This is a genomic window from Stenotrophomonas sp. Steno-C18 (assembly GCF_056393195.1).
On the sequence record NZ_JBWJOX010000004.1, the window covers coordinates 401,220 to 426,790 of the forward strand.

The 25,571-nt window shown below is 66.0% G+C and carries 20 protein-coding genes, 4 tRNA genes and 1 pseudogene; all 25 read left to right on the plus strand.

Annotated elements, in window-relative coordinates; all coding sequences use genetic code 11:
• The first annotated feature begins 2 nt into the window (after positions 1-2).
• The 25 genes and pseudogenes from nusA (at position 3) to pheS (ending at position 25,546) form a co-directional block, all read left to right on the plus strand.
• Positions 3-1,514 (plus strand): transcription termination factor NusA, encoded by a 1,512-nt coding sequence (nusA, locus tag AC06FE_RS11200; protein WP_132864336.1) that lies wholly within the window; start codon positions 3-5, stop codon positions 1,512-1,514.
• A gap of 95 nt (positions 1,515-1,609) precedes the next feature.
• Positions 1,610-4,255, plus strand: coding sequence for a translation initiation factor IF-2 (gene infB / locus AC06FE_RS11205; protein WP_192286183.1), 2,646 nt, complete (start codon positions 1,610-1,612; stop codon positions 4,253-4,255).
• 76 nt (positions 4,256-4,331) lie between these two features.
• Complete coding sequence (gene rbfA, locus AC06FE_RS11210; RefSeq protein ID WP_132864334.1) at positions 4,332-4,706, plus strand: 30S ribosome-binding factor RbfA; 375 nt, start codon at positions 4,332-4,334, stop codon at positions 4,704-4,706.
• Positions 4,707-4,815: 109 nt separating this feature from the next.
• Entirely contained in the window at positions 4,816-5,727 is a 912-nt protein-coding gene (gene truB / locus AC06FE_RS11215; protein ID WP_313254684.1) for a tRNA pseudouridine(55) synthase TruB, read from the plus strand.
• 173 nt (positions 5,728-5,900) lie between these two features.
• Positions 5,901-6,161 carry a 30S ribosomal protein S15 gene (rpsO, locus tag AC06FE_RS11220; RefSeq protein WP_132864332.1) on the plus strand — a complete coding sequence of 87 codons (261 nt, stop codon included), beginning with the start codon at positions 5,901-5,903 and terminating at the stop codon, positions 6,159-6,161.
• A 146-nt stretch (positions 6,162-6,307) separates the two neighbouring features.
• On the plus strand, positions 6,308-8,416 hold the full coding sequence (gene pnp / locus AC06FE_RS11225; RefSeq protein ID WP_446541987.1) for a polyribonucleotide nucleotidyltransferase: 2,109 nt from the start codon (positions 6,308-6,310) through the stop codon (positions 8,414-8,416).
• 185 nt (positions 8,417-8,601) lie between these two features.
• Positions 8,602-11,111 (plus strand): annotated as a pseudogene (locus AC06FE_RS11230) (DNA internalization-related competence protein ComEC/Rec2).
• Positions 11,005-11,670 (plus strand): MotA/TolQ/ExbB proton channel family protein, encoded by a 666-nt coding sequence (locus tag AC06FE_RS11235; protein WP_192286179.1) that lies wholly within the window; start codon positions 11,005-11,007, stop codon positions 11,668-11,670. The pseudogene AC06FE_RS11230 and the gene AC06FE_RS11235 overlap by 107 nt, the downstream one beginning before the upstream one ends.
• A 6-nt stretch (positions 11,671-11,676) precedes the next feature.
• Complete coding sequence (locus AC06FE_RS11240) at positions 11,677-12,099, plus strand: ExbD/TolR family protein (RefSeq protein WP_132864328.1); 423 nt, start codon at positions 11,677-11,679, stop codon at positions 12,097-12,099.
• Positions 12,096-13,841 carry a lipid A export permease/ATP-binding protein MsbA gene (msbA, locus tag AC06FE_RS11245; protein WP_313254677.1) on the plus strand — a complete coding sequence of 582 codons (1,746 nt, stop codon included), beginning with the start codon at positions 12,096-12,098 and terminating at the stop codon, positions 13,839-13,841. Before AC06FE_RS11240 ends, msbA begins: the two co-directional genes overlap by 4 nt.
• Positions 13,841-14,863, plus strand: coding sequence for a tetraacyldisaccharide 4'-kinase (gene lpxK / locus AC06FE_RS11250; protein ID WP_478073065.1), 1,023 nt, complete (start codon positions 13,841-13,843; stop codon positions 14,861-14,863). Before msbA ends, lpxK begins: the two co-directional genes overlap by 1 nt.
• A gap of 69 nt (positions 14,864-14,932) precedes the next feature.
• Positions 14,933-15,706 carry a 3-deoxy-manno-octulosonate cytidylyltransferase gene (gene kdsB, locus AC06FE_RS11255; RefSeq protein ID WP_192286177.1) on the plus strand — a complete coding sequence of 258 codons (774 nt, stop codon included), beginning with the start codon at positions 14,933-14,935 and terminating at the stop codon, positions 15,704-15,706.
• Complete coding sequence (locus AC06FE_RS11260; protein ID WP_192286176.1) at positions 15,703-16,188, plus strand: low molecular weight protein-tyrosine-phosphatase; 486 nt, start codon at positions 15,703-15,705, stop codon at positions 16,186-16,188. Before kdsB ends, AC06FE_RS11260 begins: the two co-directional genes overlap by 4 nt.
• Positions 16,185-17,606 carry a hypothetical protein gene (locus tag AC06FE_RS11265; RefSeq protein ID WP_478073066.1) on the plus strand — a complete coding sequence of 474 codons (1,422 nt, stop codon included), beginning with the start codon at positions 16,185-16,187 and terminating at the stop codon, positions 17,604-17,606. Before AC06FE_RS11260 ends, AC06FE_RS11265 begins: the two co-directional genes overlap by 4 nt.
• Entirely contained in the window at positions 17,603-19,450 is a 1,848-nt protein-coding gene (gene uvrC / locus AC06FE_RS11270; RefSeq protein ID WP_478073067.1) for an excinuclease ABC subunit UvrC, read from the plus strand. The genes AC06FE_RS11265 and uvrC overlap by 4 nt, the downstream gene beginning before the upstream one ends.
• A gap of 7 nt (positions 19,451-19,457) precedes the next feature.
• Positions 19,458-20,084: a CDP-diacylglycerol--glycerol-3-phosphate 3-phosphatidyltransferase gene (gene pgsA, locus AC06FE_RS11275; RefSeq protein WP_192286173.1), complete on the plus strand. Its 627-nt coding sequence runs from the start codon at positions 19,458-19,460 to the stop codon at positions 20,082-20,084.
• A gap of 29 nt (positions 20,085-20,113) precedes the next feature.
• Positions 20,114-20,189: transfer RNA gene (locus AC06FE_RS11280), tRNA-Gly, on the plus strand.
• A gap of 170 nt (positions 20,190-20,359) precedes the next feature.
• Positions 20,360-20,435: transfer RNA gene (locus AC06FE_RS11285), tRNA-Gly, on the plus strand.
• Between the two features lie 71 nt (positions 20,436-20,506).
• Positions 20,507-20,580 (plus strand) — tRNA-Cys (locus AC06FE_RS11290).
• A 41-nt stretch (positions 20,581-20,621) separates the two neighbouring features.
• Positions 20,622-20,697, plus strand: a tRNA-Gly gene (locus AC06FE_RS11295).
• 311 nt (positions 20,698-21,008) lie between these two features.
• Entirely contained in the window at positions 21,009-22,910 is a 1,902-nt protein-coding gene (thrS, locus tag AC06FE_RS11300) for a threonine--tRNA ligase (RefSeq protein WP_478073068.1), read from the plus strand.
• A gap of 65 nt (positions 22,911-22,975) precedes the next feature.
• Positions 22,976-23,500: a translation initiation factor IF-3 gene (infC, locus tag AC06FE_RS11305; RefSeq protein ID WP_243694071.1), complete on the plus strand. Its 525-nt coding sequence runs from the start codon at positions 22,976-22,978 to the stop codon at positions 23,498-23,500.
• Positions 23,501-23,788: 288 nt separating this feature from the next.
• Positions 23,789-23,986, plus strand: coding sequence for a 50S ribosomal protein L35 (gene rpmI / locus AC06FE_RS11310; protein ID WP_010342861.1), 198 nt, complete (start codon positions 23,789-23,791; stop codon positions 23,984-23,986).
• A gap of 11 nt (positions 23,987-23,997) precedes the next feature.
• The gene (gene rplT, locus AC06FE_RS11315; RefSeq protein WP_054657697.1) at positions 23,998-24,357 is read left to right on the plus strand and encodes a 50S ribosomal protein L20; all 360 of its coding nucleotides are present in this window, start codon (positions 23,998-24,000) and stop codon (positions 24,355-24,357) included.
• A 193-nt stretch (positions 24,358-24,550) separates the two neighbouring features.
• Positions 24,551-25,546, plus strand: coding sequence for a phenylalanine--tRNA ligase subunit alpha (pheS, locus tag AC06FE_RS11320; RefSeq protein ID WP_132862878.1), 996 nt, complete (start codon positions 24,551-24,553; stop codon positions 25,544-25,546).
• Positions 25,547-25,571 lie beyond the last annotated feature (25 nt).

Genomic DNA, 25,571 nt, shown 5'->3' on the forward strand with positions numbered 1-25,571 from the left:
CGATGAGCAAGGAACTTTTGCTGGTAGTTGACGCAGTCGCCAACGAGAAGGGCGTGCCGCGCGAAGTGATTTTCGACGCGATCGAAGCAGCGCTCGCCTCCGCGGCGAAGAAGCGTTACATCGACCAGGACGTGCTGGCGCGCGTGTCGATCAACCAGAAGGACGGTAGCTACGAGACCTTCCGTCGCTGGGAAGTGGTCGCCGACGACGTGGTGATGGAATCGCCGGACCGCCAGATCCGCATGATGGACGCGATCGACGAAGCCGACGGCGTCGAGATCGGTGACTACATCGAAGAGCAGATCGAGAACCCGGATTTCGGCCGCATCGCCGCCCAGGCCGCCAAGCAGGTCATCGTGCAGCGCGTGCGCGAGGCCGAGCGCCAGCAGGTGGTCGATGCATGGAAGGATCGCGTCGGCGAGCTGGTCACTGGCGTGGTCAAGCGTGCCGAGCGTGGCAACATCTACGTGGACCTGGGCGGCAACGCCGAGGCCTTCATCCCGAAGGACAAGGGCATCCCGCGCGACGTGCTGCGCGCCGGTGACCGCGTGCGCGGTTACCTGGCCGAAGTGCGCTCGGAGCCGCGTGGCCCGCAGCTGTTCATCAGCCGCGCTGCGCCGGAATTCATGATCGAGCTGTTCAAGCTCGAGGTGCCGGAAGTCGGCCAGGGCCTGGTGGAAATCAAGGCCTGCGCGCGTGACCCGGGCGACCGCGCCAAGATCGCCGTGCTGGCCCATGACAGCCGCACCGATCCGATCGGCGCCTGCATCGGCATGCGCGGTTCGCGCGTCCAGGCCGTGTCCAATGAGCTCAATGGTGAGCGCGTGGACATCGTGCTGTGGAACGAGAACCCGGCCAACTTCGTCATCAATGCGATGGCGCCTGCCGAAGTGCAGTCGATCATCGTCGATGAAGAGAAGCATTCGATGGACCTGGCCGTGGCCGAAGACCGCCTGGCCCAGGCGATCGGCAAGGGCGGCCAGAACGTGCGTCTTGCCAGCCGTCTGACCGGTTGGCAGCTGAATGTGATGACCCAGGACCAGGTGACCGCCAAGTCCGAGGCCGAGCAGGCCGTCGCCCGCCAGCTGTTCATGGACAAGCTGGAAGTGGACGAGGAAATCGCCGGCATCTTGGTATCCGAAGGTTTCGGCACCGTGGAAGAAATCGCGTACGTGCCGGTCGGCGAGCTGTTGGCCGTGGAGGGCTTCGACGAGGACATCGTCGAGGAACTGCGTGCCCGCGCCCGCGACGCGCTGCTCAACGAGGCGCTGGCCGTGGAAGAGGGCGCCGAAGGCGGCGTGCCGGCGGATGACCTGCTGGCATTGAAGGGCATGGATGAAGCAACCGCGTACGCGCTGGCCGGTCATGGCGTGCGTACGAGTGAGGATCTGTCGGACCTGGCTGCCGACGAGATTCTGGAGTTCGGTATCGAGGGTATGGATCTTGAGCGCGCCGCAGCGCTGGTCCTCGCCGCCCGCGCCGAGGAGATCGCCCGCCTGGAGCGCGGCGAATGAGCCAGCGATGAACAGTGCCCTGAGCCGCTCAGGGCGTAGACTCCGCGCTGCCTTCGTTCGTGTCGAGGGGGCGCCAACAAGATCATAGGATCCGAATGTCGCAGCAAACCACCATCCGCAAGCTCGCCGAACTGGTCAACACGCCGGTCGAGAAACTGCTGGAGCAGCTGGCCCAGGCCGGCATGAAGTTCAGCGGTCCCGACCAGGTCGTGACCAGCACCGAGAAAGTGAAGCTTCTGGGATTCCTCCGCCGTTCGCACGGCAAGGATGAGTCGCCCGCCGACGAGGGTGTCGAAGGCGCCCCGAAGAAGATCACCCTGGCCCGTCGCAAGCACCAGGAAGTGACGGTCAATGCCGGTCGCAGCAAGACCACGGTCAACGTCGAGGTGCGCCAGAAGCGTACCTACGTCAAGCCGGAAGGTGGCAAGCCTGCGATGACGCCGGACGAGGAGCGCGCCGAAATCCTGCGCAAGCTCGAGGAATCGCGTCAGCGCAATCTCGACGAGCAGCGCATGCTGGCCGAGAAGGACCGTGCCCGCGACGAGGAAATCGCCCGCCAGAAGGCGGCCGAGGACGCCGAGCGCCAGCGCATCGAAGCCGAGCGCATCGCCGCCGAAGAAGCGGCCAAGGCCAAGCTTGCAAAGCCGGCGGCGACCGGAGCAGCAAGCGAGCCGGTGGCCAAGGCGCCGCGTCATGCCGCGGCACCGGCTGCACCGCGTGCGCCGATCCGCGAGGATCGCGCACCGTCGTCGCATGCCAAGCCGGGCAAGGCACGTGGCACGCAGGGCGCGGACAACGATGGCGGCAACCGTTTCGGTGGCCAGTTGCATCTGTCGGCATCGGACCGTGCGCGTCGCGGCAACAGCAACAACAATAATTCGCGTGGTCGCCCGGGCAGCCGTGCGCCGCAGGGCCGTCGTGGCAATGAACAGTCGCGTGGTGGCGGTGGCAGCCATGGCTTCGAGCGTCCGACCGCACCGGTCGTGCGCGAGATCGCCATCGGCGAGACCGTGACCGTTGCCGATCTGGCGCAGAAGCTGGCCCTGAAGGGCGGCGAAGTGGTCAAGGCGTTGTTCAAGATGGGCGTGATGGCCACCATCACCCAGTCCATCGACCACGACACCGCCGTGCTGGTGACCGAAGAGCTCGGCCACAAGGCTGTGCGCGCGGACACCAACGATGCGGAAGACGCACTGCTGGCCATCACCGATGCCGACCAGGGCGACGCCGTGCCGCGTCCGCCGGTGGTCACCATCATGGGTCACGTCGACCACGGTAAGACCTCGCTGCTGGATTACATCCGCCGCACCAAGGTCGCCAATGGCGAAGCCGGTGGCATCACCCAGCACATCGGCGCCTACCACGTGGATACGCCGAAGGGCGTGATCAGCTTCCTGGATACCCCGGGCCATGCCGCGTTCACCTCGATGCGTGCCCGTGGCGCGCAGCTGACCGACGTGGTGGTGGTGGTCGTGGCCGCCGACGACGGCGTCATGCCGCAGACCAAGGAAGCCATCCAGCACGCCCGCGCCGCCAACGCGCCGATCGTGGTGGCGATCAACAAGATGGACAAGTCCTCGGCCGACCCGATGCGGGTCAAGAACGAACTGCTCGCCGAGCAGGTCGTTGCCGAAGACTTCGGTGGCGATACGCAGATGGTGGAAATCTCCGCCAAGACCGGCCAGGGCATTGATGACCTGCTGGACGCGATTTCGATCCAGGCCGAACTGCTTGAGCTGAAGGCCGTGGCCGAAGGCCGCGCGGCGGGCGTGGTCATCGAGTCCTCGCTGGACAAGGGCCGTGGCCCGGTCGCGACGGTGCTGGTGCAGCAGGGTCAGCTCAAGAAGGGCGACTACCTGGTGTGCGGCATCCAGTACGGCCGCGTGCGTGCGCTGTTCGACGAGACCGGTCGCCAGGTGGCCGAAGCCGGCCCGTCGATCCCGGTGCAGGTGCTGGGTCTGTCCGGCGTGCCGGAAGCGGGCGATGATTTTGTCGTCGTTGAAGACGAGCGCCTGGCCAAGGATGTCGCCCAGCAGCGTGAGACCAAGCGCCGTGAATCGCGTCTGGTCGCCACCGCGGGCAGCCGCATGGAAGACATCATGGCGCAGCTGGGCAAGGGCGAAGGCCAGCAGGTGTTGAACCTGCTGATCAAGGCCGATGTCCAGGGTTCGGTACAGGCACTGAGCCAGTCGCTGGTGGGCCTGTCCAACGACGACATCCGCATCAACGTGATCCACTCCGGCGTGGGCGGCATCACCGAATCGGACGCCAATTCGGCCGCCGCTTCCAAGGCCACCGTGATCGGCTTCAACGTGCGTGCGGATGCTTCGGCCCGTCGCATCATTGAATCCAATGGCGTGGACCTGCGTTACTTCTCGATCATCTATGACGTGATCGACCAGGTGAAGCAGGTTGCCTCCGGTCTGCTCGGCGTGGAAATCCGCGAAGAGATCATCGGTATCGCCGAAGTCCGCGACGTGTTCCGCAGCTCGAAGCTGGGCGCGATCGCCGGCTGCATGGTGGTCGAGGGCGTGGTCAAGCGGAACAAGCCGATCCGCGTGCTGCGCGACAGTGTGGTGGTGTTCGAGGGCGAACTGGAATCGCTGCGCCGCTTCAAGGAGAACGTCGAGGAGGTTCGCAACGGTACCGAATGCGGTATCGGCGTGAAGGCCTACAACGACGTGAAGGCCGGCGACCAGATCGAATGCTTCGAGCGCATCGAAGTGCCGCGTACGCTGTAATCGCACCACGGACCGGTCCGCCCCATGGCGGGCCGGTCCTGCTTCATCAACGCAATATTCAAACGAGCCAGAAAACGTGCCAAAGACTTTCCACCGTACCGACCGAGTTTCCGCGCAGATCCGCCGTGATCTGGGCACGCTGGTGCATGCCGCCGTGCGTGAGCACGGGCTGCCATCGGTCAGCGTCTCGGACGTGGAGGTCACCCGCGACATGGCCCATGCCAAGGTGTTCGTCACCGCACTGATGCCGGAACGCTCGGCCGAGGCGGTGAAGGGCCTGCGTGAGCTGTCGGTGGAGCTGCGCATGGCGCTGGCCCGGGCAATGAAGCTGCGGCACGTACCGGAGCTGCATTTCCACTACGACGACTCGGTGGACCGCGGCGAGCGCATCGACAACCTGCTGCGCGACCTGTCGGACAAACATCCGCCGTCGAGCTCCGACGAAGAGTGAAGCAGCAGCCCGCAAGGGCTGTTGTCATATCTGGCCGGCGCCACGCACGGCGCCGATGATTTCCTGATTCCCGTCCGGCATTGCCGTGCCGGCCCGAGTAGGGTGTTGCATGCGTCCCCGTATTTCATTCCGTCGCCTGGACGGCATCGTCCTGCTCGACAAGCCCGCCGGCATGAGCTCCAACACCGCGCTGCAGGTGGCTCGTCGCCTGTTCCGTGCCGAGAAGGGGGGGCATACCGGCAGCCTGGACCCGCTGGCCACCGGCCTGCTGCCGTTGTGCTTCGGCGAGGCGACCAAGATTGCCGGGCTGCTGCTGGGCTCGGCCAAGGCCTACGACGCTCAGATCGCGCTGGGGCGTACCACCGATACCGACGATGCCGACGGCGTCGTGCTGCGTGAGCGTCCGGTGCCGGCCATCCCCCGGCAGGCACTGGACGCGGCGTTGGCGACCCTGACCGGGCATATCCGCCAGCGCGCCCCGATCTATTCCGCGCTCAAGCAGGGCGGGGAGCCGTTGTATGTGAAGGCCCGGCGCGGGGACGCCATCGAGGCCCCGGAGCGGGAGGTCCACGTACAGGCCATCGAGGTGCTGGCGCAGGAGAGCGATCAGCTGTCGCTGCGCGTGACCTGTGGTTCGGGCACCTATATCCGCAGCATTGCCAGGGATCTGGGCGAACTGCTGGGCTGCGGGGCGCACATCACCGCGCTGCGCCGCCTGTGGGTGGAACCGTTCCTGTCGCCGCGGATGATCGGGCTGGATGCGCTGCGGGAAGTGGCCGAGAGCGGCGACGAGGCGGCGCTGCTGCAATGGCTGCTGCCGATCCAGGACGGGCTGGTCCACTTTGGCCGGGTTGATCTGGATGAGGGGCAGGCGGCCCGGTTCTGCATGGGTCAGCGTCTGCGCAATCCGGCCTGGCCGGTCGGGCTGGTGGCGGTTTTCGGGGCGGAAGGTGCTCCGCTGGGACTGGGCCAGGTGGAGTCCGACGGCCGTCTGGCACCGCAGCGCCGGTTCAATCTCTGAATGGGACAGGCGCCGAACCCTGACGCGCCTTGTGGCAAATGGTTGAGGTCGTTACAATTTTGCGGCCCTTGTTGGGGCACCCTCCGGCCGTCGGCCGGGGTTCTATCAATCGGCGAGCTGCGCGGTGCGTCCAGTACGTTCCTGCCGGCCACGCATCCAAGAGAAAACACGAAATGTCGATCGACACCCAGAAGGTTATTGAAGCCAACGCCCGCGGCACCAACGACACCGGTTCGCCGGAAGTCCAGGTGGCCCTGCTGACCGCCCGCATCGAACTGCTGACCGGCCACTTCAAGGAACACAAGAAGGACCACCACAGCCGCCGTGGTCTGCTGCAGATGGTCAACCGCCGCCGCAGCCTGCTCGACTACCTGAAGAAGAAGGACGTCGAGCGCTACAAGGCGCTGATTGAAAAGCTCGGCCTGCGCCGCTAATAGACTTCCCGCCGCGGCGCAGCGATGCGCCGCGGTTTTGTTTTTGCAGTTTCAAAATCGCAGTAGATCGGCCGGACCCGCCCGGCCACCCGATGACGGCAAGGGTCGTCAGCGGTCCATCTGATGAAGCATTTCAAGGATTCCCCGTGGCAAAAATCACCAAAACCTTCCAGTACGGCAAACACACCGTCACGCTTGAGACCGGCGAAATCGCCCGTCAGGCAAGCGGCGCCGTCATCGTCAAGATGGACGACACCGTGTTGCTGGTCACTGCCGTCGCCGCCAAGAGCGCGCGCGAAGGCCAGGACTTCTTTCCGCTGACCGTCGACTACCAGGAAAAGTTCTACGCCGGTGGCCGTATCCCGGGTGGCTTCTTCAAGCGCGAAGGCCGTGCGACCGAGAAGGAAACGCTGATCTCGCGCCTGATCGACCGCCCGATCCGCCCGCTGTTCCCGGAAGACTACAAGAACGAAGTCCAGATCATCGCCACGGTGATGTCGCTGAACCCGGAAGTGGATGGTGACATCGCCGCCCTGATCGGTGCCTCGGCCGCGCTGTCGCTGGCCGGCACCCCGTTCAAGGGTCCGATCGGCGCCGCCAAGGTCGGTTACAAGGACGGCCAGTACATCCTCAACCCGACCGTGTCGGAGCTGAAGGAATCGCAGCTGGAGCTGGTGGTCGCGGGTACCGCCAATGCCGTGCTGATGGTCGAATCCGAAGCCGCGCTGCTGTCCGAAGAAGTGATGCTGGGTGCTGTGACCTTCGGTCACCGCGAAATGCAGAAGGTCATCAACGCGATCAACGAGCTGACCGTCGAAGCCGGCACCAAGCCGAGCGACTGGGTTGCCCCGGCCAAGAACACCGCGCTGATCAGCGCGCTGCAGGAAGCCGTTGGTGGCAAGCTGGGCGAAGCCTTCCAGGTGCGCGACAAGCTGCAGCGCCGCGACGCCATCGCCGCGATCAAGAAGGACGTGCTCGAGTCGCTGGCCGGCCGCGTTGCCGCCGAAGGCTGGAACCCGGCCGAGCTGTCGAAGGAATTCGGCGAGCTGGAATACCACACCATGCGTGACTCGGTGCTGGCCACCAAGGTCCGCATCGACGGCCGTGCACTGGACACCGTGCGCCCGATCGCCGTGAAGGCCGGCGTGATGCCGCGCACCCATGGCTCGGCGCTGTTCACCCGCGGCGAGACCCAGGCCATCGTGGTCACCACGCTGGGCACCGCCCGTGACGGCCAGGTCATCGACGCCGTCGCCGGTGAGTACAAGGAAAACTTCCTGTTCCATTACAACTTCCCGCCCTACTCGGTGGGTGAGTGCGGCCGTTTCGGTGCGCCGAAGCGCCGCGAGATCGGCCACGGCCGCCTGGCCAAGCGCGGCGTGCTGGCCGTGATGCCGACCCTGGAAGAGTTCCCGTACACCATTCGCGTGGTGTCGGAAATCACCGAATCCAACGGTTCCTCGTCGATGGCCTCGGTCTGCGGTTCGTCGCTGGCTCTGATGGACGCCGGCGTGCCGGTGAAGGCGCCGGTGGCGGGTATCGCCATGGGCCTGGTGAAGGAAGGCGACAACTTCGTCGTGCTGTCGGACATCCTGGGTGACGAAGATCACCTGGGCGACATGGACTTCAAGGTGGCCGGTACTTCGGAAGGTGTCTCTGCGCTGCAGATGGACATCAAGATCGAAGGCATCACCGAAGAGATCATGAAGAAGGCGCTGGAACAGGCCAAGGCCGGCCGCCTGCACATCCTGGGCGAAATGGCCCATGCGCTGACCGCCCCGCGTGCCGAGCTGTCGGACTACGCGCCGCGCCTGCTGACCATCAAGATCCACCCGGACAAGATCCGCGAAGTGATCGGCAAGGGTGGCTCGACCATCCAGGCCATCACCAAGGAAACCGGCACCCAGATCGACATCCAGGACGACGGCACCATCACCATCGCCTCGGTGAACAATGCCGCTGCCCAGGCCGCCAAGGCCCGCATCGAGCAGATCACCTCGGACGTCGAGCCGGGCCGCATCTACGAAGGCAAGGTCGCCAAGATCATGGACTTCGGTGCGTTCGTCACGATCCTGCCGGGCAAGGACGGCCTGGTCCACGTGTCGCAGATCTCCAGCGAGCGCGTCGAGAAGGTCGGCGACAAGCTGAAGGAAGGCGATGTGGTCAAGGTCAAGGTGCTGGAAGTCGACAAGCAGGGCCGTATCCGCCTGTCGATGAAGGCCGTGGAAGAAGGCGAGGGCACCCCGGCCGAGTAAGGTCGCGGTGTTGCGCTGAAGAAAAGCGGGCCTTGTGCCCGCTTTTCTTTTGCCTGCAGGGAAGTGGACGACGGGTCTGCACGGCGGCCCCCGGGTTCGCCCGACCGCTATGGCCCGGTTTGACCGATGGGGATGCATCGGGCCGCGGAACAGCATGCGCTCTGGGACGGTGACGGGGCGAAGGCATGGACAACATGGCCGAAGAGGCGTCCGGGCGCGAGGGCGTGCCGGTCCTGGGCAAGGCCGTGGCGGCGGGCTTCCTGCTGGGGGTCTGCGCGGTAGCCTGGGCGCCGGCACTGTTGCCATCGCCACTGGGCTGGCTGGCGCTGCTGGTCGGGCTGCTGGGCTGGTGGCGCCTGCGGGGCCGCCGTTGGCCGGGGGCATTGCTGGCCGGCGTGGGCTGGATGGGGGTGCAGATGGGCAGCGGTCTGCAGGCACAGTTGCCCGCCACCATGGAGGGGCGGGAGTTCCTGGTGCGCGGCGAGGTAGTCAGCCTGCCCGAGCATGAGGTGCGCCGCACCCGGTTCCATTTCCGCGTGGACGACGACGTTGCTCAGCCGGCCGTGCTGCGTGGGCAGCGTCTCCAGCTGGCGTGGTACGACCCGTTCGGCGCTTCCTCGCCGGGGAGGCGGCTGGAGCTGCGGGCGGGGGAGAGGTGGCAGTTGCAGGTCCGGCTGCGTGCGCCGCGGGGCTTGAGCAACCCTGGCGGGTTCGACGCCGAACGGCATGCGCTGGCCTTGCGGCTGGTGGCCAACGGTGTGGTGCGCGTGCTGCCTGCGCCGCGGCGGTTGGCCGCGGGCACGGGGTTGCAGGCATGGCGTGAGGCGGTCAGTGACCGTATCGCCGGCAGCGTAGGGGCCGGGTCCGCGCGCTATGTGCAGGCACTGGCGTTGGGTGATACACGCGGCCTGGGCGAGCTGGATTGGCAGCGTCTGCGCGCGACCGGCCTGACCCACCTGATCGCGATCTCCGGATTCCACGTCGGCATGGTCGCGGTCTGCGGCGCGTGGCTGGTCGCCGGGATGTGGTGGTTGCTGCCTGGCCTGGGACGTTGGTTGCCGCGGCTGCAGGCGGCGGCCATCGGGGCCTTCCTCGTGGCACTGGTCTATGCAGCGGCAGCGGGCTTCGCGTTGCCGACGGTACGTACGGTGCTGATGATCGGGGTGATCGTGCTGGCCCGGCTGTGGCGTCGTCCGGTCAGTGTGACCGGAAGCCTGGGGCTGGCCGCGTTGGCCGTGCTGTCGGTGGATCCCTTGTCGGTACTGGTGGCCGGATTCTGGCTGAGCTTCGCCGGCGTTGCGCTGTTGGCCGCATGCCTGCCGGAGCGGCTGCACTGGCTGCGGGGATTCCTGTCGGCGCAATGGGTGGCGACGCTGGGGCTGTTGCCGCTGACCGTCCTGCTGTTCGGCCAGGCCTCGGCCGTAGGGCCATTGGCCAATCTGGTCGCCATCCCGTGGTGGAGCCTGGTCGTGGTGCCGTTGGCATTGCTGGGAACGGCCGCCGAGGCGGTCTGGACCGGGGCCGGTGCGCTGCCGTGGCAGGCATCAGCGTGGTGTTTTGATCTGTCGTGGCCGTTGTTCGAAACCCTGGCCGATAGCCGCCTGTCGCTGTGGTGGCTGCCGGAGCCGGCGTGGTTCGCACTGCCGCTGGCGTTGTTGGGGGCACTCTGGACGCTGTTGCCGCGCGGCGTGCCGGGGCGTGGACTGGCACTGCTGCTGTGGTTGCCCCTGTTGCTGCCGTGGCGTGAGCTGCCCGGCGACGGTGAGTTCGAGATCGTGGTGCTGGATGTCGGCCAAGGGCTGTCGGTGCTGGTGCGCAGCCGTGCGCATGCCCTGCTGTACGACGCCGGGCCGGCCGTGCGCGATGGCTTCGACGCCGGCGAGCGGGTGGTGGTACCAGCATTGCGTGCATTGGGTGTGCGTCGGCTGGACCGGTTGGTGCTCAGCCATGGTGATCATGACCATGCCGGCGGGGCGGCGGCGGTGCAGGCGGAGATGCCAGGAGTGCCGTTGCTGGGGCCGCCGGGCATGCCCGGGGCGGAAGCAGCAGCTTGCGAGGCAGGGCGGCAGTGGTGGTGGGACGGGGTGCAGTTCGAGTTCCTGCATCCTGCCGCCGGCTTCCCCTACCTGCGCAACGAGTCCAGCTGCGTGTTGCGGGTTGGCGGTCCCTACGGCGTGGCCCTGCTGACCGGCGACATCGGTGCGGTGATCGAACAGGGGCTGGTCAGGCGCTCGCCGCGCGCGGTGCGGGCCGATGTGGTGCTGGTGCCACACCACGGCAGTGGCGGGTCGTCGACGCGGGCGTTCATTGCCGCCACCGGCGCGCGCTTGGCCGTGGTATCGGCCGGGCACGCCAACCGGTTCGGTCATCCACGTGCGGACGTGCGCGAGCGCTGGCAACGCAGCGGGGCTGAACTGCTGGAAACCGCAGGCAGTGGCGCGGTGCGGGTGTGGCTGGGGAAAGGGGGTATCCAGCTTCGTGAAAGGCGGATCTGGCGCTCACGTGGCTGGGATGCCGCGGAGCGGGCGCGGGCGGCTGCTATCCTATCGACCAGCAAACAGGCGGCCATCGAGCCGGAGGGTTGAAACGTGTGGGAACTGGTCAAGGCTGGCGGCTGGCCGATGCTGCCGCTGCTGCTGTTGGGTGTGCTGGCTTTGGCGATAGTCCTGGAGCGTTTCTGGAGCCTGCGGCGTAACGAAGTGCTGCCGCCGGGCCTGGGCGAGGAGGTCCGCAACTGGGCCGCGCGCGGCAAGCTCGACGCCTCGCACATCGCCTCGCTGCGCGCCAATTCCCCGCTGGGTGCCCTGTTGGCGGCCGCGCTGGAAGCGCGCAACCGGCCGCGTGAGCAGATCCGTGAGCGCATCGAGGACACTGGCCGTCACCTGGTGCATCGGATGGGCCGCTTCCTCAATGCCCTGGGCACCATTGCCTCGGCCGGTCCGCTGCTGGGCCTGCTCGGCACGGTGGTCGGCATGATCCAGATGTTCCTGGGCATCCTCGACCATGGCGTGGGTGACGTGAACCAGCTCGCCGGCGGCATCGGCAAGGCGCTGGTGTGCACCGCGACCGGCATGATCGTGGCGATCCCGGCATTGATGTTCCACCGCTACTTCCGTGGCCGCATCGACGGCTACGTGATCGAGATGGAGCAAGAAGCCAGCGCCTTGCTGGATTCGCTTGATGGCCGACCGGCGGTGATGGCGGCGGCCAAGGGCGTGGCCGCACAGAAGCCTGCCGCGACCGCAAAGGCCTGAGCCCCGATGCGCATCCGCGAAAACCGCCACTCGGATGAACCGCATATCGATCTGGTTCCCCTGATCGACGTGATCCTGGTGTTGATCATCTTCTTCGTGGTCACCACCACGTTCGATGCGCGTTCGACGCTGCAGGTGCAGCTGCCGACCGCCAGCGACCAGAAGAACAGCGCGCCGCCGCGCTCGCTGAGCGTGCTGGTCAATGCCGACGGCCGTTACTTCGTCAACGACCAGGAAGTGCTGCGCACCGACGTGGAGTCGCTCAAGCAGGTGCTGGCCCAGGCCGGCGGCGATGACCGCGAGCAGACCGTGCTGCTGCGCGCCGACGCGCGCACGCCGTACCAGGCCGTGGTGACCGCGCAGGACGCACTGGGCCAGCTGGGCTTCCGCCGCATCGCCATCGCCACCGCGCCGGAAGTGAAGCAGTGAGCGTCGAAGACTCCGCCTGGCATACCTATCGGCGTCTGCTGGGCTTCGCCAAGCCGTATCGTGGGCTGCTGTTGCTGGCCGGCCTGGGCATGCTCGTGGAGGCAGGCGCGGGCAGCTACTTCGTCCTGATGATGAAGCCGGTCACCAACAGCCTGGTGAACCCGACCGAGATCAATATCTGGATGCCGCTGGCGATCGTGGGCCTGTTCATGGTGCGCGGCATCGCTGGCTACCTGACCGATATCGGCATGGGCAAGGCAGCGCGCAGCATCGCCCGCGACCTGCGGGTGAAGGTGCTGGGCAAGTACCTGCGGCTGCCGGGCCAGCGCTTTGACAACGAACCGGTGCCTTCGATGCTGGTGCGGCTGGGCTCGGACAGCGACCAGGTCGCCCAGGCTGCGGTGGACGCGATGAAGGTCGTACTGCAGCAGTCGCTGCAGGCCCTGGGCTCGTTGATCGTGATGCTATGGCTGAGCTGGCAGGTGACGCTGGCCATCTTCGTGCTTGCCCCGCCCTTGGCATGGGTGATGAACAAGGTCGCCAAGCGCTACCGGCGCATCAGCCACCGTATCCAGGAAAGTGGTGCCGAGCTGCTGCAGGCCGCGGACCAGACGCTGTCGGCCAACCAGGAAGTGAAGATCTACGGTGCCCAGCAGAACGAGTTGGAACGCTACGAGAACCTGGCCAACACCAACCTGCGCCTGGCAATGAAGGTGGAGGCCACGCGCAGCATCTCCTCGGCGATGGTGCAGCTGATGGGCTCGGTCGGATTAGCGGCATTGCTGCTGATCGCCAGCCATGAAGCGGCGGCCGGACGCCTGACCGTGGGTGACTTCGTAGGCCTGATGATGGCGATGATGGCCATCATCCCCGCGCTCAAGCAGCTGACCAACGTGCAGAACATGACCCAGCGTGGCATCGCCTCGGCGCAACGCCTGTTCACCGTGCTGGATGCGCAGGACGAGCCCGACAGCGGAACCGTGCCGTTGCAACGCGCGCAGGGGCTGTTGGAGTTCCGTGATGTCACCGCCCGGTATCCGGGCCAGCCGCGACCCGCACTGGAAGACATCAGTTTCATCGCCAAACCCGGCACCGTGACCGCCATCGTCGGCCGGTCCGGCAGCGGCAAGTCCACGCTGATCAAGCTGATCCCGCGCTTCTACGAGATCGAGGCCGGCCAGATCCTGTTGGATGGTCATCCATTGCAGGATTACCGGCTGGCTGACCTGCGCCGGCAGATCGCCCTGGTCGGCCAGCAGGTCACCCTGTTCAACGGCAGCATCGCGCAGAACGTGGCCTACGGCGAACTGCACAAGCGCAGTGCCGAACAGGTGGATGAGGCGGTTGCCGGTGCCAATGCCTTGGAGTTCGTCGAGCAGTTGCCCGACGGCCTGCAGGCGCAGGTGGGCGCCAAGGGCGGCAAGCTCTCCGGCGGCCAGCGCCAACGTCTGGCCATTGCCCGCGCCATGCTCAAGGATGCCCCGATCCTGATCCTGGACGAAGCCACCGCGGCGCTGGACAACGAGTCCGAGCGACTGGTCCAGGACGCCTTGCAGAAGCTGATGCCCGACCGCACCACGCTGGTGATCGCGCACCGGCTGTCCACCATCGAGCATGCCGACCAGGTGCTGGTGATGGACCAGGGGCGCATCGTGGAGCGTGGCACCCACCAGCAGTTGCTGGCGCTGGGTGGGCTGTATGAGCACCTGTACCGCATGCAGTTCCGGGAGAGCCAGGACTGATGGAGAAGCGAGGCCCGCAGACCCCGGGCTGGTGGTACGACGACGCTCCGGTACCGCTGGCGGCCCGTGTGGTTGCTCCCTTGTATGGCGCGGTCTCCGGCCTGCGTCGGTGGCTGTACCAGCGCGGCTGGTTGCGGCGTCGGCAGGTGCCGGTGCCGGTGATCGTGGTCGGCAACATCACCGCTGGCGGTACGGGCAAGACGCCGTTGACCATCGAACTGGTCACGCGCCTGCGCGAAGCCGGCTGGAAGCCTGGCGTGGCCAGCCGCGGCTATGGCCGCGATGATGGCGGCACGGCGCGCTGGATCACCCCGGACATGGAGCCGGCATTGGGTGGCGATGAGCCGGTGCTGATTGCCTGGAAGACCGGCGTGCCGGTGCGCGTGGACCGTGACCGGGTCGCGGCGGCCAATGCTTTGCTGGAGGCCGGTTGCGACGTGGTTGTCTGTGATGACGGCCTGCAGCACTACCGGTTGGCGCGCGATATCGAGATCGAAGTGGTGGACGCGGCGCGCCGCTACGGCAACGGCCGCATGATGCCGGCCGGGCCCCTGCGCGAATCGGCCGCGCGCGCGCGCGATTGCGACTTCCGCGTGGTCAACCTGGGCCAGGCCAGTGACGCGCCGGAGCCGGCGGTGGCCTCCGGCTTCGGTGAATGGGCCATGCGCCTGCGCATCGATACCGCCCATCCGCTCAATGGTGGACGGGACCAGCCGCTGCAGGCCTTCGCTGGCCAGCGCGTGCATGCCGTGGCCGGTATTGCCAATCCGCAGCGGTTCTTCCAGATGCTGCGCGCGCGTGGCATCGGTGTGGTGCCGCATGCCTTTGCCGACCACCATCGTTACCAGGCCGGTGACCTGTCCTTCGGCAGCGAGTTGCCGGTGCTGATGACCGAGAAGGACGCGGTGAAGTGCCAGCGCTTCGCCAATCGCTGGCACTATGCGGTACCGCTGCAGGCCGAGCTGCCGGCCGCGTTCTGGGTGGCGTTGCTGGACCGCCTGGGCAAGCTGGCACGCGGGTGAAGGGCAGGTGCCCGAGGGCACCGACGGTGTACGCGCTGGCGCGTTGGTCGCCGCATGCAAGGAGTTCAAATGAAGCAGGTTCCCGAGTTCGTCGTGGCCATTCCGGCCCGTTATGCCTCCACCCGTCTGCCCGGCAAGCCGTTGGCGCTGATCCACGGCGAGCCGATGGTGCTGCATGTCGCGCGACGGGCGCTGGATGCCGGTGCTCGCGAGGTCTGGGTGGCAACCGACGATGCGCGCATCGCCGATGCCGTCGCTGGGCTGGACGGCATCCATGTCGCGATGACCGATCCCGGCCACGCCTCCGGTACTGATCGTCTGGCCGAATGTGCGCGGCAGGCCGGGTGGGCGGACGACGTGATCGTGGTCAACCTGCAGGGCGACGAGCCGTTCGCCCCGGCGGTGGGTATCCAGGCCGTCGCCAGTGTGCTGGCCGACAGTGGCGCGCCGATGTCGACGCTGGCCACCCCGGTCGAGGACGCGCCGACCCTGTTCGATCCGAACGTGGTCAAGCTGGTGCGGACTGCCGGCGGCGACGCGTTGTATTTCAGCCGGGCACCGATCCCGTGGCATCGGGATGCGTTCGCGCGCTCGCGGGACGAGCTGCCGGCCGGCAGCTGGCTGCGCCATATCGGCATCTATGGCTATCGTGCCGGCTTCCTGCAGCAGTTCGCGGCGATGCCGCCGGGCATGCTGGAACAGGTCGAATCGCTGGAGCAGTTGCGGGTGTTGGAGGCCGGGTTCCGGATCGCGGTGGCGTTGTCACCTGCACCGTTCCCGCCCGGCATCGATACTGCCGAGGACCTGGCCCGTGCCGATGCCCTGATGCGAGGAGCGCCTTGAAGCTGTTGGTGGTCTGCCTGGGCAACATCTGCCGTTCGCCGATGGGCGAAGGGGCCCTGCGCGCCCGCATCGCGCAGGCGCGACTGGACTGGATCAGCGTGGACTCGGCGGGAACCTCCGGCTGGCACGCCGGCGAGCCGCCGGATCGACGCGCGGTAGCCTGTGCGCGGCGTCACGGCGTGGATATTTCGAGCTTGCGTGGTCGCCAGCTGCGCCGCGAGGATTTCTTCGATTTCGACTACATCCTCTGCGCCGATCATGACAATCTGGCCGAGGCCCGGGCGCTGGCCCCCGAGCATGCGCGTGAGCGCGCGGTGCTGTGGCTGCCCTGGGCCGGTATTGCCGGGGCCACGGTGGTGCCCGATCCGTATTACGGTGGGCAGGAGGATTTTGAACAGAGCTGGGCGCTGGTCGATGCCGCCGCACGGGCAACCGTCCAGCGCCTGTTGCGGCGAGACGACTCCGGCATAATCCCGACATGAACGAAAAACGCCTACTGGAACTGCCCAAGACCGGCATCTGGCTCAACGCCGCCCCCGCTACCCTGCAGGAACTGCGGGGTTGTCCTGTGGCGCTTGCCTTCGTCAACGGCGCGTCGATATGGTCGATGCAACGCCTGGCCGAGGTGACCGGCTGGCAGGCGCGCAATCCGGGTCGGCTGCAGCTGGTGGTGGTGCAGGTGCCGCGTTTCGAGTTTGAACGTGAGCCGCAGCAGGCGTTGAAGCTGCTGCGCCGGCAGGGCATCTCGGCCCCGATCGTGCTGGATGCGCAATGGGATGCCTGGCGTGCGTTCGACGTGCAGTCATGGCCGACGCTGGTGCTGCTTGATGCATACGGCGTGGAACGTGAGCGTCTGGTGGGCGGTGGTGCCGGCGGCGACACGGAGCGCGTGTTGAACGCGCTCTGTGATGGCGTGGCGCAACCGTTGGACGAGGAGGCCTACGGCGCCCGCGAGATCAACCCGGAGCCGCGCCTGCCGCTGCGCTTCCCGGCCGGCCTGGCGGTCGCCGAAGAGCGCCTGTATGTGGCTGATACCGGCAACCATCGCATCCTGGAGTGCAATCACGCCGGTCGCGTGCTGCGCCAGTTCGGCCTTGGCAGCGCCGATCTGATCAACGGCGGCGTGAGTGAGGCGGCCTTCAATCGGCCGCAGGGCCTGGCGCTGGTGCGTGACGTACTGTACGTGGCCGACACCGGCAACCATGCCCTGCGTCGGATCAACCTGAGCAGTGGCCAGGTCGACACCCTGTGCGGCACCGGACGCGTGGGCGACCCGCGCGCCGGGGTGCTGGCGCAGCCATGGGACAGCCCGCTCAACCACCCGGCCGACGTCGCCGTGGCCGACAACCAGGTCCACATCGCCATGGCTGGCGACAACCATATCTGGAGTTATGACCTGGGCACCCGCGAGCTGCGTTGGCGCTCGGGCGCAGGTCCGGTCGAAGTGCGTGATGGCAGCGGTCACCTGGCCGCGTTCGCGCAGCCGACCAGCGTGGTGGCGGTGCAGCAGACCCTGTACGTGTGTGATTCGCTGGGCTCGGCGATCCGCTCGGTGCAACTGCGCAACGACCTGGTGCAGACCTTGGTCGGGCAGGGCCCCTGGGAATCGGGCAACGTCGACGGCCCGCGCCTGAACGCCCGCCTGCAGTTCCCGATGGCGATCGCCAAGGGCCCGGATTCGCCAATGCTGTGGATCGCCGATTCCGGCAACGGTACCTTGCGCACCCTGCGCCTGGGCGGCGGCGACCTGGCCACGGTCAACCTGCCACGGCGCCTGCATGGGCCATGTGCGCTGGGCCTGGCGGCCGGCGCGATCTGGATCGCCGAGACCGATGCGCATTCGGTGCTGCGTTTCGACCCGCTCAGCGGCGAGCTGAGCGACGTGCCGATCGAAGGATGAAGCAGGAAAGCCCCCCCGCGTTCGATGGCAAGGCCTTTGCGGCGGCGCTGAGTACCGCGCCCGGCGTGTATCGGATGTACGCCGCCGACGACACCCTGCTGTACGTCGGCAAGGCCGGCGCGCTGCGCAAGCGCGTGGGCAGCTACTTCAACGGCTCGCCCAAGAGCACGCGCATCATGATGATGCTCTCGCAGGTCGCGCGGATGGACGTCACCGTCACCCGCACCGAGGCCGAGGCGCTGCTGCTGGAAAACCAGCTGATCAAGTCGCTGACGCCGCGCTACAACGTGTCCCTGCGCGACGACAAGACCTACCCGCAGGTGCTGCTGACGCGCGAGCAGTGGCCACGCATCGCCCTGCACCGTGGCCCCCGGGCGATCCCCGGGCGCTACTACGGCCCCTATCCGGGCGTGGGTGCGGTCCGCGAGACGCTGAGCCTCATGCACAAGCTGTTCAAGCTGCGCAGTTGCGAGGACAGCGTGTTCCGCAACCGTTCGCGGCCGTGCCTGCAGTACCAGATCGGCCGCTGCAGCGCGCCCTGCGTGGAACTGGTGCCACAACAGGACTACGACGAGTCGGTGCGCCAGGCCGCGATGTTCCTGGAGGGCAAGAGCGACCAGCTGGCCGACGAGCTGGTGCAGGCCATGCAGCAGGCCAGTGATGCCCTGCAGTTCGAGCGTGCCGCGCGCCTGCGTGACCTGGTGGCGTCGCTGCGCAGCATGCAGAACCGCCAGTACGTGGACGGGCGTGCGGCGGACCTGGACGTGCTGGCCTGTGCGACCCAGGGCGCAAGTGCCTGCGTGATGCTGCTGGCCTTCCGCGATGGCCGCAACCTGGGGACACGCGCGTTCTTTCCGCGCACCAATGGCGAGGACAGTGCCGAGGAAGTGCTGGCGGCATTCGTCTCGCAGTACTACATCGAGCACGGCCCGCCGCCGGAAGTGCTGCTGGACCGTGAGATCCCCGATGCGCAGATGATCGAGGCCGCCCTCAGTGCCTCGGCCGAGCGCAAGGTGGCGCTGAAGTGGAACGTGCGCGGTGAACGCGCCGGCTATGTCGAGCTGGCCAGCCGCAATGCGCAGATCACCCTGGTCGCGGAGATGGACAGCCGTGGTGCCCAGCATGCACGCAGCGAGGCAGTGCGGGACATGCTGGGGCTGCCCGAGCCGGTCAAGCGCGTGGAGTGTTTCGACATCAGCCATACGATGGGCGAAGCGACGGTGGCCTCGTGCGTGGTGTTCGACGCGGCCGGCCCCGTGCGTGCGCAGTACCGGCGCTACAACATCAGTGGCATCGAACCCGGTGACGACTACGCCGCCATGCACCAGGCCATCGATCGCCGTTTCCGGCGCGCGGTGGAGGAGGGCGGCGTGCTGCCCGACGTGCTGCTGATCGATGGTGGTGCCGGCCAGTTGGCGCAGGCGCAGGCCGCCCTGGCCGACCTCGGCGTGGAGGGGGTGATGCTGGTGGGCGTGGCCAAGGGCGTGGAACGCCGGGCCGGCCACGAGGCATTGGTGCTGCCGGACGGGCGCGAGGTCCGCCCGGGTGCGGCCTCGCCGGCGTTGCAGTTCATTCAGCAGGTGCGCGATGAAGCGCACCGCTTCGCCATCACCGGCCATCGCGGGCGGCGGCAAAAGGCGCGCATGACCAGCAAGCTGGAGGATATCCCCGGCATCGGTCCGCGCCGTCGCGCCAACCTGCTCAAGCATTTCGGCGGCATGGCCGGGCTCAAGGCCGCCGGTGAAGCCGAGATCGCACGGGTGGAAGGCATCAACGACGCCCTGGCCGCGCGTATCTACGCTAACCTTCATGGTCTGTCGGTGTCCGATTCGGCAGCGGAGTAACGTTTCAATGAAATTGACCATCCCCACCTGGCTGACGCTGCTGCGGATCCTGATGATCCCGGTGTTGGTCCTGGTGTTCTATCTCCCGTACGCCTGGACCAATTTTGCCTCGGCGGCGATCTTCGGCCTAGCGGCCATCACCGACTGGCTGGATGGCTGGTGGGCCCGGCGCTACGAACAGCATTCCGCGTTCGGGGCCTTCCTGGATCCGGTGGCTGACAAGCTGATGGTGGCCGTGGCGCTGTTCCTGATCGTGCAGGGACATCCCACGCCGTGGATGGCGTTCTGGGCGGCGGTGATCGTCGGCCGGGAGATCGCGGTGTCGGCGTTGCGCGAGTGGATGGCCGAGATTGGCCAGCGTGCCAAAGTGCGGGTGGCGATGATCGGCAAGGTCAAGACCACCGCGCAGATGGTCGCCTTGTTGTGCCTGCTGTATTCGGTGTCGCCGAACACGCCATTCACCGCGATCTGGATGGGGGCGCCCATTTTCCATATCGGGGATTGGATGCTGGCGATCGCCGCGTTGCTGACGCTGGTTTCCGGCGTGCAGTACCTGCATGCCGCCTGGCCCAGCCTGCGCGAAGACGAGCGGGTGGCACGCGAACAGACCCGGAAAAAGGTGGTTGACAGGTAGGCGAATGCATGTAGAATTTCGCCTCCCAAGCGGGAATAGCTCAGTTGGTAGAGCGCAACCTTGCCAAGGTTGAGGTCGCGAGTTCGAGTCTCGTTTCCCGCTCCAATGTCGAGAAGAACGTTGTTTTCGACAGGATGCGTGAGGGGTTTTCCGGAGGTACTGGCAAGCCCGTCCAGGGGCCTTGCGGAGTGCGATAGCTCTCCGGTCGCTGTGAAGAAATTTGTTAAAAAGCTGGTGCAATTGTTACGAAGTCTGTAGAATGCACGGCATCCCAAGCGGGAATAGCTCAGTTGGTAGAGCGCAACCTTGCCAAGGTTGAGGTCGCGAGTTCGAGTCTCGTTTCCCGCTCCAAAATTCCGAAAAACCCCTGGCGGGGTTTTTTAATGGTCAGAAGGTTCTTCTGGTCAGCCTGTAAAGAGTTTGGCCTGGTAGCAGAGTGGTTATGCAGCGGATTGCAAATCCGCGTACGCCGGTTCGATTCCGACCCAGGCCTCCATTCAACGTCCCGAGCAATCGTGACGAGTTGTAGAAAAACATGCGGGAATAGCTCAGTTGGTAGAGCGCAACCTTGCCAAGGTTGAGGTCGCGAGTTCGAGTCTCGTTTCCCGCTCCAGTAGAAGAAAAGCCCCGCTACGCGGGGCTTTTTGTTTTCCGCTCTTCGGGATTGTCGAGGCTGGGAGGGGCGGCCAGCGGGCGTGTTTTGCGCTAGAATCGGGCCAGTTTCCCGGCTGACAGGTGGCCCGCGCCAACGCGCCGGCCGAGAGTGTGACATGAGCACTACCACTGCCCATCGCTGATCTTCCGCCACCGCCCTGATCCCAGGCGCCGTCGTGGCGCTTTTTTATTGCCCGCAAATCCCCATCGAAGCCGCCCGTCGGGCTGTTTCCAGGCCCGTCCGCCGGGTCGTGACTCCAGGTGAATCCCATGATCAACATCACTCTCCCCGACGGCAGCGTCCGTCAGTTCGAAAACCCGGTCAGCGTCATGGACGTGGCCCAATCCATTGGTGCCGGCCTGGCCAAGGCCACCATTGCCGGTGCCGTGGATGGCGTGCAGGTCGATGCCAGCGACGTGATCGACCACGATGCCTCGCTGCGCATCATCACTGCCAAGGACGAGGAGGGTGTGGAGATCATCCGCCACTCCTGCGCCCACCTGGTCGGTCATGCGGTCAAGCAGCTCTACCCGGACGCCAAGATGGTGATCGGCCCGGTCATCGCCGAGGGCTTCTACTACGACATCTACAACGAGCGCCCGTTCACGCCGGATGACATGGCGGCGATCGAGAAGCGCATGGCCGAGCTGATCGCGCAGGACTACGACGTCATCAAGAAGATGACGCCGCGCGCGGAAGTGGTGGAGATCTTCAAGGCCCGTGGCGAGGAGTACAAGTTGCGCCTGATCGAGGACATGTCCGAGGACGTCACCGCGATGGGCATGTACTACCACCAGGAATACGTGGACATGTGCCGTGGCCCGCACGTGCCGAACACGCGCTTCCTGAAGTCCTTCAAGCTGATGCGCATCTCCGGCGCGTACTGGCGCGGCGATGCCAAGAACGAGCAGCTGCAGCGCATCTACGGCACGGCCTGGGCCGACAAGAAGCAGCTCGAGGCGTACATCAAGCGCATCGAGGAAGCCGAGATGCGCGACCACCGCCGCATCGGCAAGCAGCAGGACCTGTTCCACCTGCAGGAAGAGGCCCCGGGCTTGGTGTTCTGGCACCCGAAGGGCTGGTCGATCTGGCAGGTGGTCGAGCAGTACATGCGCAAGGTCTACCGTGACAGCGGTTACGGTGAAGTGCGTTGCCCGCAGATCCTGGACGTGAGCCTGTGGAAGAAGTCCGGCCACTGGGACAACTACCAGGACAACATGTTCTTCACCGAATCGGAGAAGCGCACCTACGCGGTCAAGCCGATGAACTGCCCGGGCCACGTGCAGGTGTTCAACCAGGGCCTGCACAGCTACCGCGACCTGCCGATCCGCTATGGCGAGTTCGGTTCGTGCCATCGCAACGAGCCGTCCGGCGCGCTGCACGGCATCCTGCGCGTGCGCGGTTTCACCCAGGACGATGGCCACATCTTCTGCACCGAGAACCAGATCGAGGCGGAGGTGACCGCGTTCCACCAGCAGGCGCTGGCGGTGTACCAGCACTTCGGCTTCGATGACATCCAGATCAAGATCGCGCTGCGCCCGGAATCGCGCCTGGGCGATGACGCGACCTGGGACAAGGCCGAAGGCGCGTTGCGTTCGGCGCTGACCCACTGCGGCGTGGAGTGGCAGGAGCTGCCGGGCGAGGGTGCCTTCTATGGCCCGAAGATCGAGTACCACCTGAAGGACGCCATCGGCCGTACCTGGCAGCTGGGCACGATGCAGGTCGATTTCATGATGCCCGGCCGCCTCGGCGCCGAGTACGTGGACGAGAACAGCCAGAAGAAGCACCCGGTCATGCTGCACCGCGCCATCGTTGGCTCGATGGAGCGCTTCCTGGGCATCCTGATCGAGCACCACGCTGGCGCATTCCCGACCTGGCTGGCCCCGGTACAGGTGGTGGTGGCCAATATCACCGACGCTCAGGCCGAATACGTCGAGCAGGTTCGCAAAACCCTTGCAAATCAAGGCTTCCGGGTTGACGCCGATTTGCGCAACGAAAAGATCGGCTATAAGATTCGCGAGCATACCCTGCAGCGGGTGCCCTATCTGTTGGTCGTGGGTGACCGCGAAAAGGAAAACGGCGCCGTGGCTGTCCGCACCCGGTCGGGTGAGGACCTCGGTTCGATGTCGGTGGAAGCCTTCGTCGAGCGGCTGCAGGCTGAATTGAAGTAAGCAAGAGCCCCGGCCCCGCGGATACGTCCGCCGGGGCCGGTTCGATTCCATTCGGAGATTGCAATATCAGTACCCCTGACAACAAACAGAACCGTCGTAATCATGAAATCCGTGTGCCGCGCGTCCGCGTGATCGGCAGTGACGGTGAGATGATTGGCGTGTTGTCGCGCGACGAAGCGCTGTCGATGGCCGAGGAAGAAGGCCTGGACCTGGTCGAAATCCAGCCGCAGGCCGACCCGCCTGTCTGCAAGATCATGGACTTCGGCAAGTTCAAGTTCGAGATGCAGAAGAAGGCCAACGAGGCCAAGAAGAAGACCAAGCAGGTCGAGATCAAGGAAGTGAAGTTCCGTCCGGTCACGGACGAGGGCGACTACCAGATCAAGCTGCGCAACATGCGCCGCTTCCTCGAAGAGGGCGACAAGGTCAAGGTCAACATCCGCTTCCGTGGCCGTGAAATGAGCCACCAGGAGCTGGGCCGCGAGATGGCGACCCGCATCGAGACCGATCTGGGCGAGGACATCGTCATCGAATCGCGTCCGCGCCTGGAAGGCCGGCAGATGGTGATGATGATCGCGCCGAAGAAGAAGTAAGCCGGCGGCCTTCGGGCCTTCGCTTTGCTGAACAGGGAGGGGCTAGCGCCGCCTCCCCGTTTGCTTTCTCGTTCAGCCAGAATCCCGTCCTTGTCGACTCGCGTTTGCAAGCGACTGGAAGGAAAGGCATAATGGGCGGCCCGGTTCGCCGGGTTTGTTGTTTGCGTCAAAACAGGACCTGCCTGCCTCCCTCGGGGAGTGTGGGCTTTAGACAGGCAAGGGCAAGGACGGAAAGCGTGGCCACGGCCACCGCCCAGCCAGTGAAAAGAGACCATCAAGGACATAGCAATGCCCAAGATCAAGACCAACCGGGCGGCGGCCAAGCGTTTCCGCAAGACCGCTTCCGGCAAGTACAAGGCTGGCCACGCCAACCGTAGCCACATCCTCACCAAGAAGGCGACCAAGCGGAAGCGTAACCTGCGTCAGACGAACCACGTCCGCGCAGAAGACGCAGGCCGTCTGGACCGCATGCTGCCCTACCTCTGAGGAACTGAACCATGGCACGAGTTAAGCGTGGTGTGCAGGCGCGCCGCCGCCACAAGAAAGTATTGGATCTCGCCAAGGGCTATTACAACGCCCGTCGCAAGGTTTTCCGCGTCGCCAAGCAGGCGGTCATCAAGGCACAGCAGTACGCCTACATTGGTCGTAAGCAGAAGAAGCGCAATTTCCGTTCGCTGTGGATCACCCGCATCAATGCGGCTGCCCGCATCAACGGCCTGAGCTACAGCCGTTTCATGAACGGCCTGCTGAAGGCTGGCATCACCCTGGACCGTAAGGTCCTGGCTGATATCGCCGTGCACGACGCAGCCGGTTTTGCCGCTCTGGCAGAAAAGGCCAAGGGCGCACTGGCGGCATAAGTTCTTCCCATGGCCATCGTGCGTTCACGCACGGCGGCCTGAGTGAGACAATGCATGGGGAAGGGCGCGAGTCCTTCCCCATTCTTTTTTGTGGCCTTCCAGTGCTGTTGGGGTGGTGGAGGGTCTGCGGTGCGACGGGGTCGGCCCGGCGCGAGGCCGCTGAAGGCAAACCGATCCGAGGTCCGTCGATTCCATGAGTGACATCCAATCCTTGACCGCCCAGGCGCTGGCCGACGTGGCCGCCGCGCAGAACCCGGAAACGCTGGAAAACCTGCGCGTTTCGTTGCTGGGCAAGAGTGGCAGCATCACCGCGCAGCTCAAGCAGCTGGGCACCCTGCCGCCGGACGCGCGCAAGGCCGCCGGCGAGGCGATCAATGTCGCCCGCGACGCGGTGTCCACCGCGCTGGCCGAGCGCAAGGTGCTGCTCGAAGATGCCGCCCTGGATGCGCGCCTGGCGTCCGAGCACATCGACGTCACCCTGCCGGGTCGCCATGGCGAGCGCGGTGGCCTGCATCCGGTGACGCGTACGCTGGAGCGCATCACCGAGATCTTCGGTCGCCTGGGCTACGAGCTGTCCGAAGGGCCGGAAATCGAGGACGACTGGCACAACTTCGAGGCGCTGAACTTCCCGCCGCACCATCCGGCGCGTGCCATGCACGACACCTTCTATTTCGGCGACGGCCGCCTGCTGCGCACGCATACCTCCGGTGTGCAGGTGCGCTACATGGGCGACCACGCGCCGCCGTTGCGCATGATCGCCGCCGGCAAGGTGTACCGCAGTGACAGCGACCAGACCCACTCGCCGATGTTCCATCAGGTCGAAGGGTTGCTGGTGGACGAGCATTCCACCTTCGCCGACCTCAAGGGCACGCTGTCCGAGTTCGTGCGTGCGTTCTTCGAGCGCGATTTCGAGATGCGTTTCCGCCCGAGCTATTTCCCGTTCGTGGAGCCGGGTGCGGAAGTGGACATCGCCTGGCAGCAGCCCGATGGCAGCACCCGCTGGCTGGAAGTGCTGGGCTGCGGCATGGTCCACCCGAACGTGCTGCGCAGCGTGGGCATCGATCCGGAGCGTTACACCGGCTTTGCCTTCGGGCTGGGCGTGGAGCGCTTCGCGATGCTGCGTTACGGGGTGAATGATCTGCGCGCGTTCTTCGAGAACGACGTGCGCTTCCTCAAGCAGTTCGCGTAAGCGACGGGCCGTCGTGCCGGGCCAT

Bases quoted from the DNA above. Each gene is read 5' to 3' on its own strand.
- uvrC (WP_478073067.1), top strand. From the start codon at position 17,603: ATGAAGCAGGAAAGCCCCCCCGCGTTCGATGGCAAGGCCTTTGCGGCG.
- thrS (WP_478073068.1), top strand. From the start codon at position 21,009: ATGATCAACATCACTCTCCCCGACGGCAGCGTCCGTCAGTTCGAAAAC.
- truB (WP_313254684.1), top strand. From the start codon at position 4,816: ATGCGTCCCCGTATTTCATTCCGTCGCCTGGACGGCATCGTCCTGCTC.
- nusA (WP_132864336.1), top strand. From the start codon at position 3: ATGAGCAAGGAACTTTTGCTGGTAGTTGACGCAGTCGCCAACGAGAAG.
- pheS (WP_132862878.1), top strand. From the start codon at position 24,551: ATGAGTGACATCCAATCCTTGACCGCCCAGGCGCTGGCCGACGTGGCC.
- rpsO (WP_132864332.1), top strand. From the start codon at position 5,901: ATGTCGATCGACACCCAGAAGGTTATTGAAGCCAACGCCCGCGGCACC.
- rplT (WP_054657697.1), top strand. From the start codon at position 23,998: ATGGCACGAGTTAAGCGTGGTGTGCAGGCGCGCCGCCGCCACAAGAAA.
- infB (WP_192286183.1), top strand. From the start codon at position 1,610: ATGTCGCAGCAAACCACCATCCGCAAGCTCGCCGAACTGGTCAACACG.
- lpxK (WP_478073065.1), top strand. From the start codon at position 13,841: ATGGAGAAGCGAGGCCCGCAGACCCCGGGCTGGTGGTACGACGACGCT.
- pgsA (WP_192286173.1), top strand. From the start codon at position 19,458: ATGAAATTGACCATCCCCACCTGGCTGACGCTGCTGCGGATCCTGATG.
- AC06FE_RS11265 (WP_478073066.1), top strand. From the start codon at position 16,185: ATGAACGAAAAACGCCTACTGGAACTGCCCAAGACCGGCATCTGGCTC.
- rpmI (WP_010342861.1), top strand. From the start codon at position 23,789: ATGCCCAAGATCAAGACCAACCGGGCGGCGGCCAAGCGTTTCCGCAAG.
- kdsB (WP_192286177.1), top strand. From the start codon at position 14,933: ATGAAGCAGGTTCCCGAGTTCGTCGTGGCCATTCCGGCCCGTTATGCC.
- AC06FE_RS11240 (WP_132864328.1), top strand. From the start codon at position 11,677: ATGCGCATCCGCGAAAACCGCCACTCGGATGAACCGCATATCGATCTG.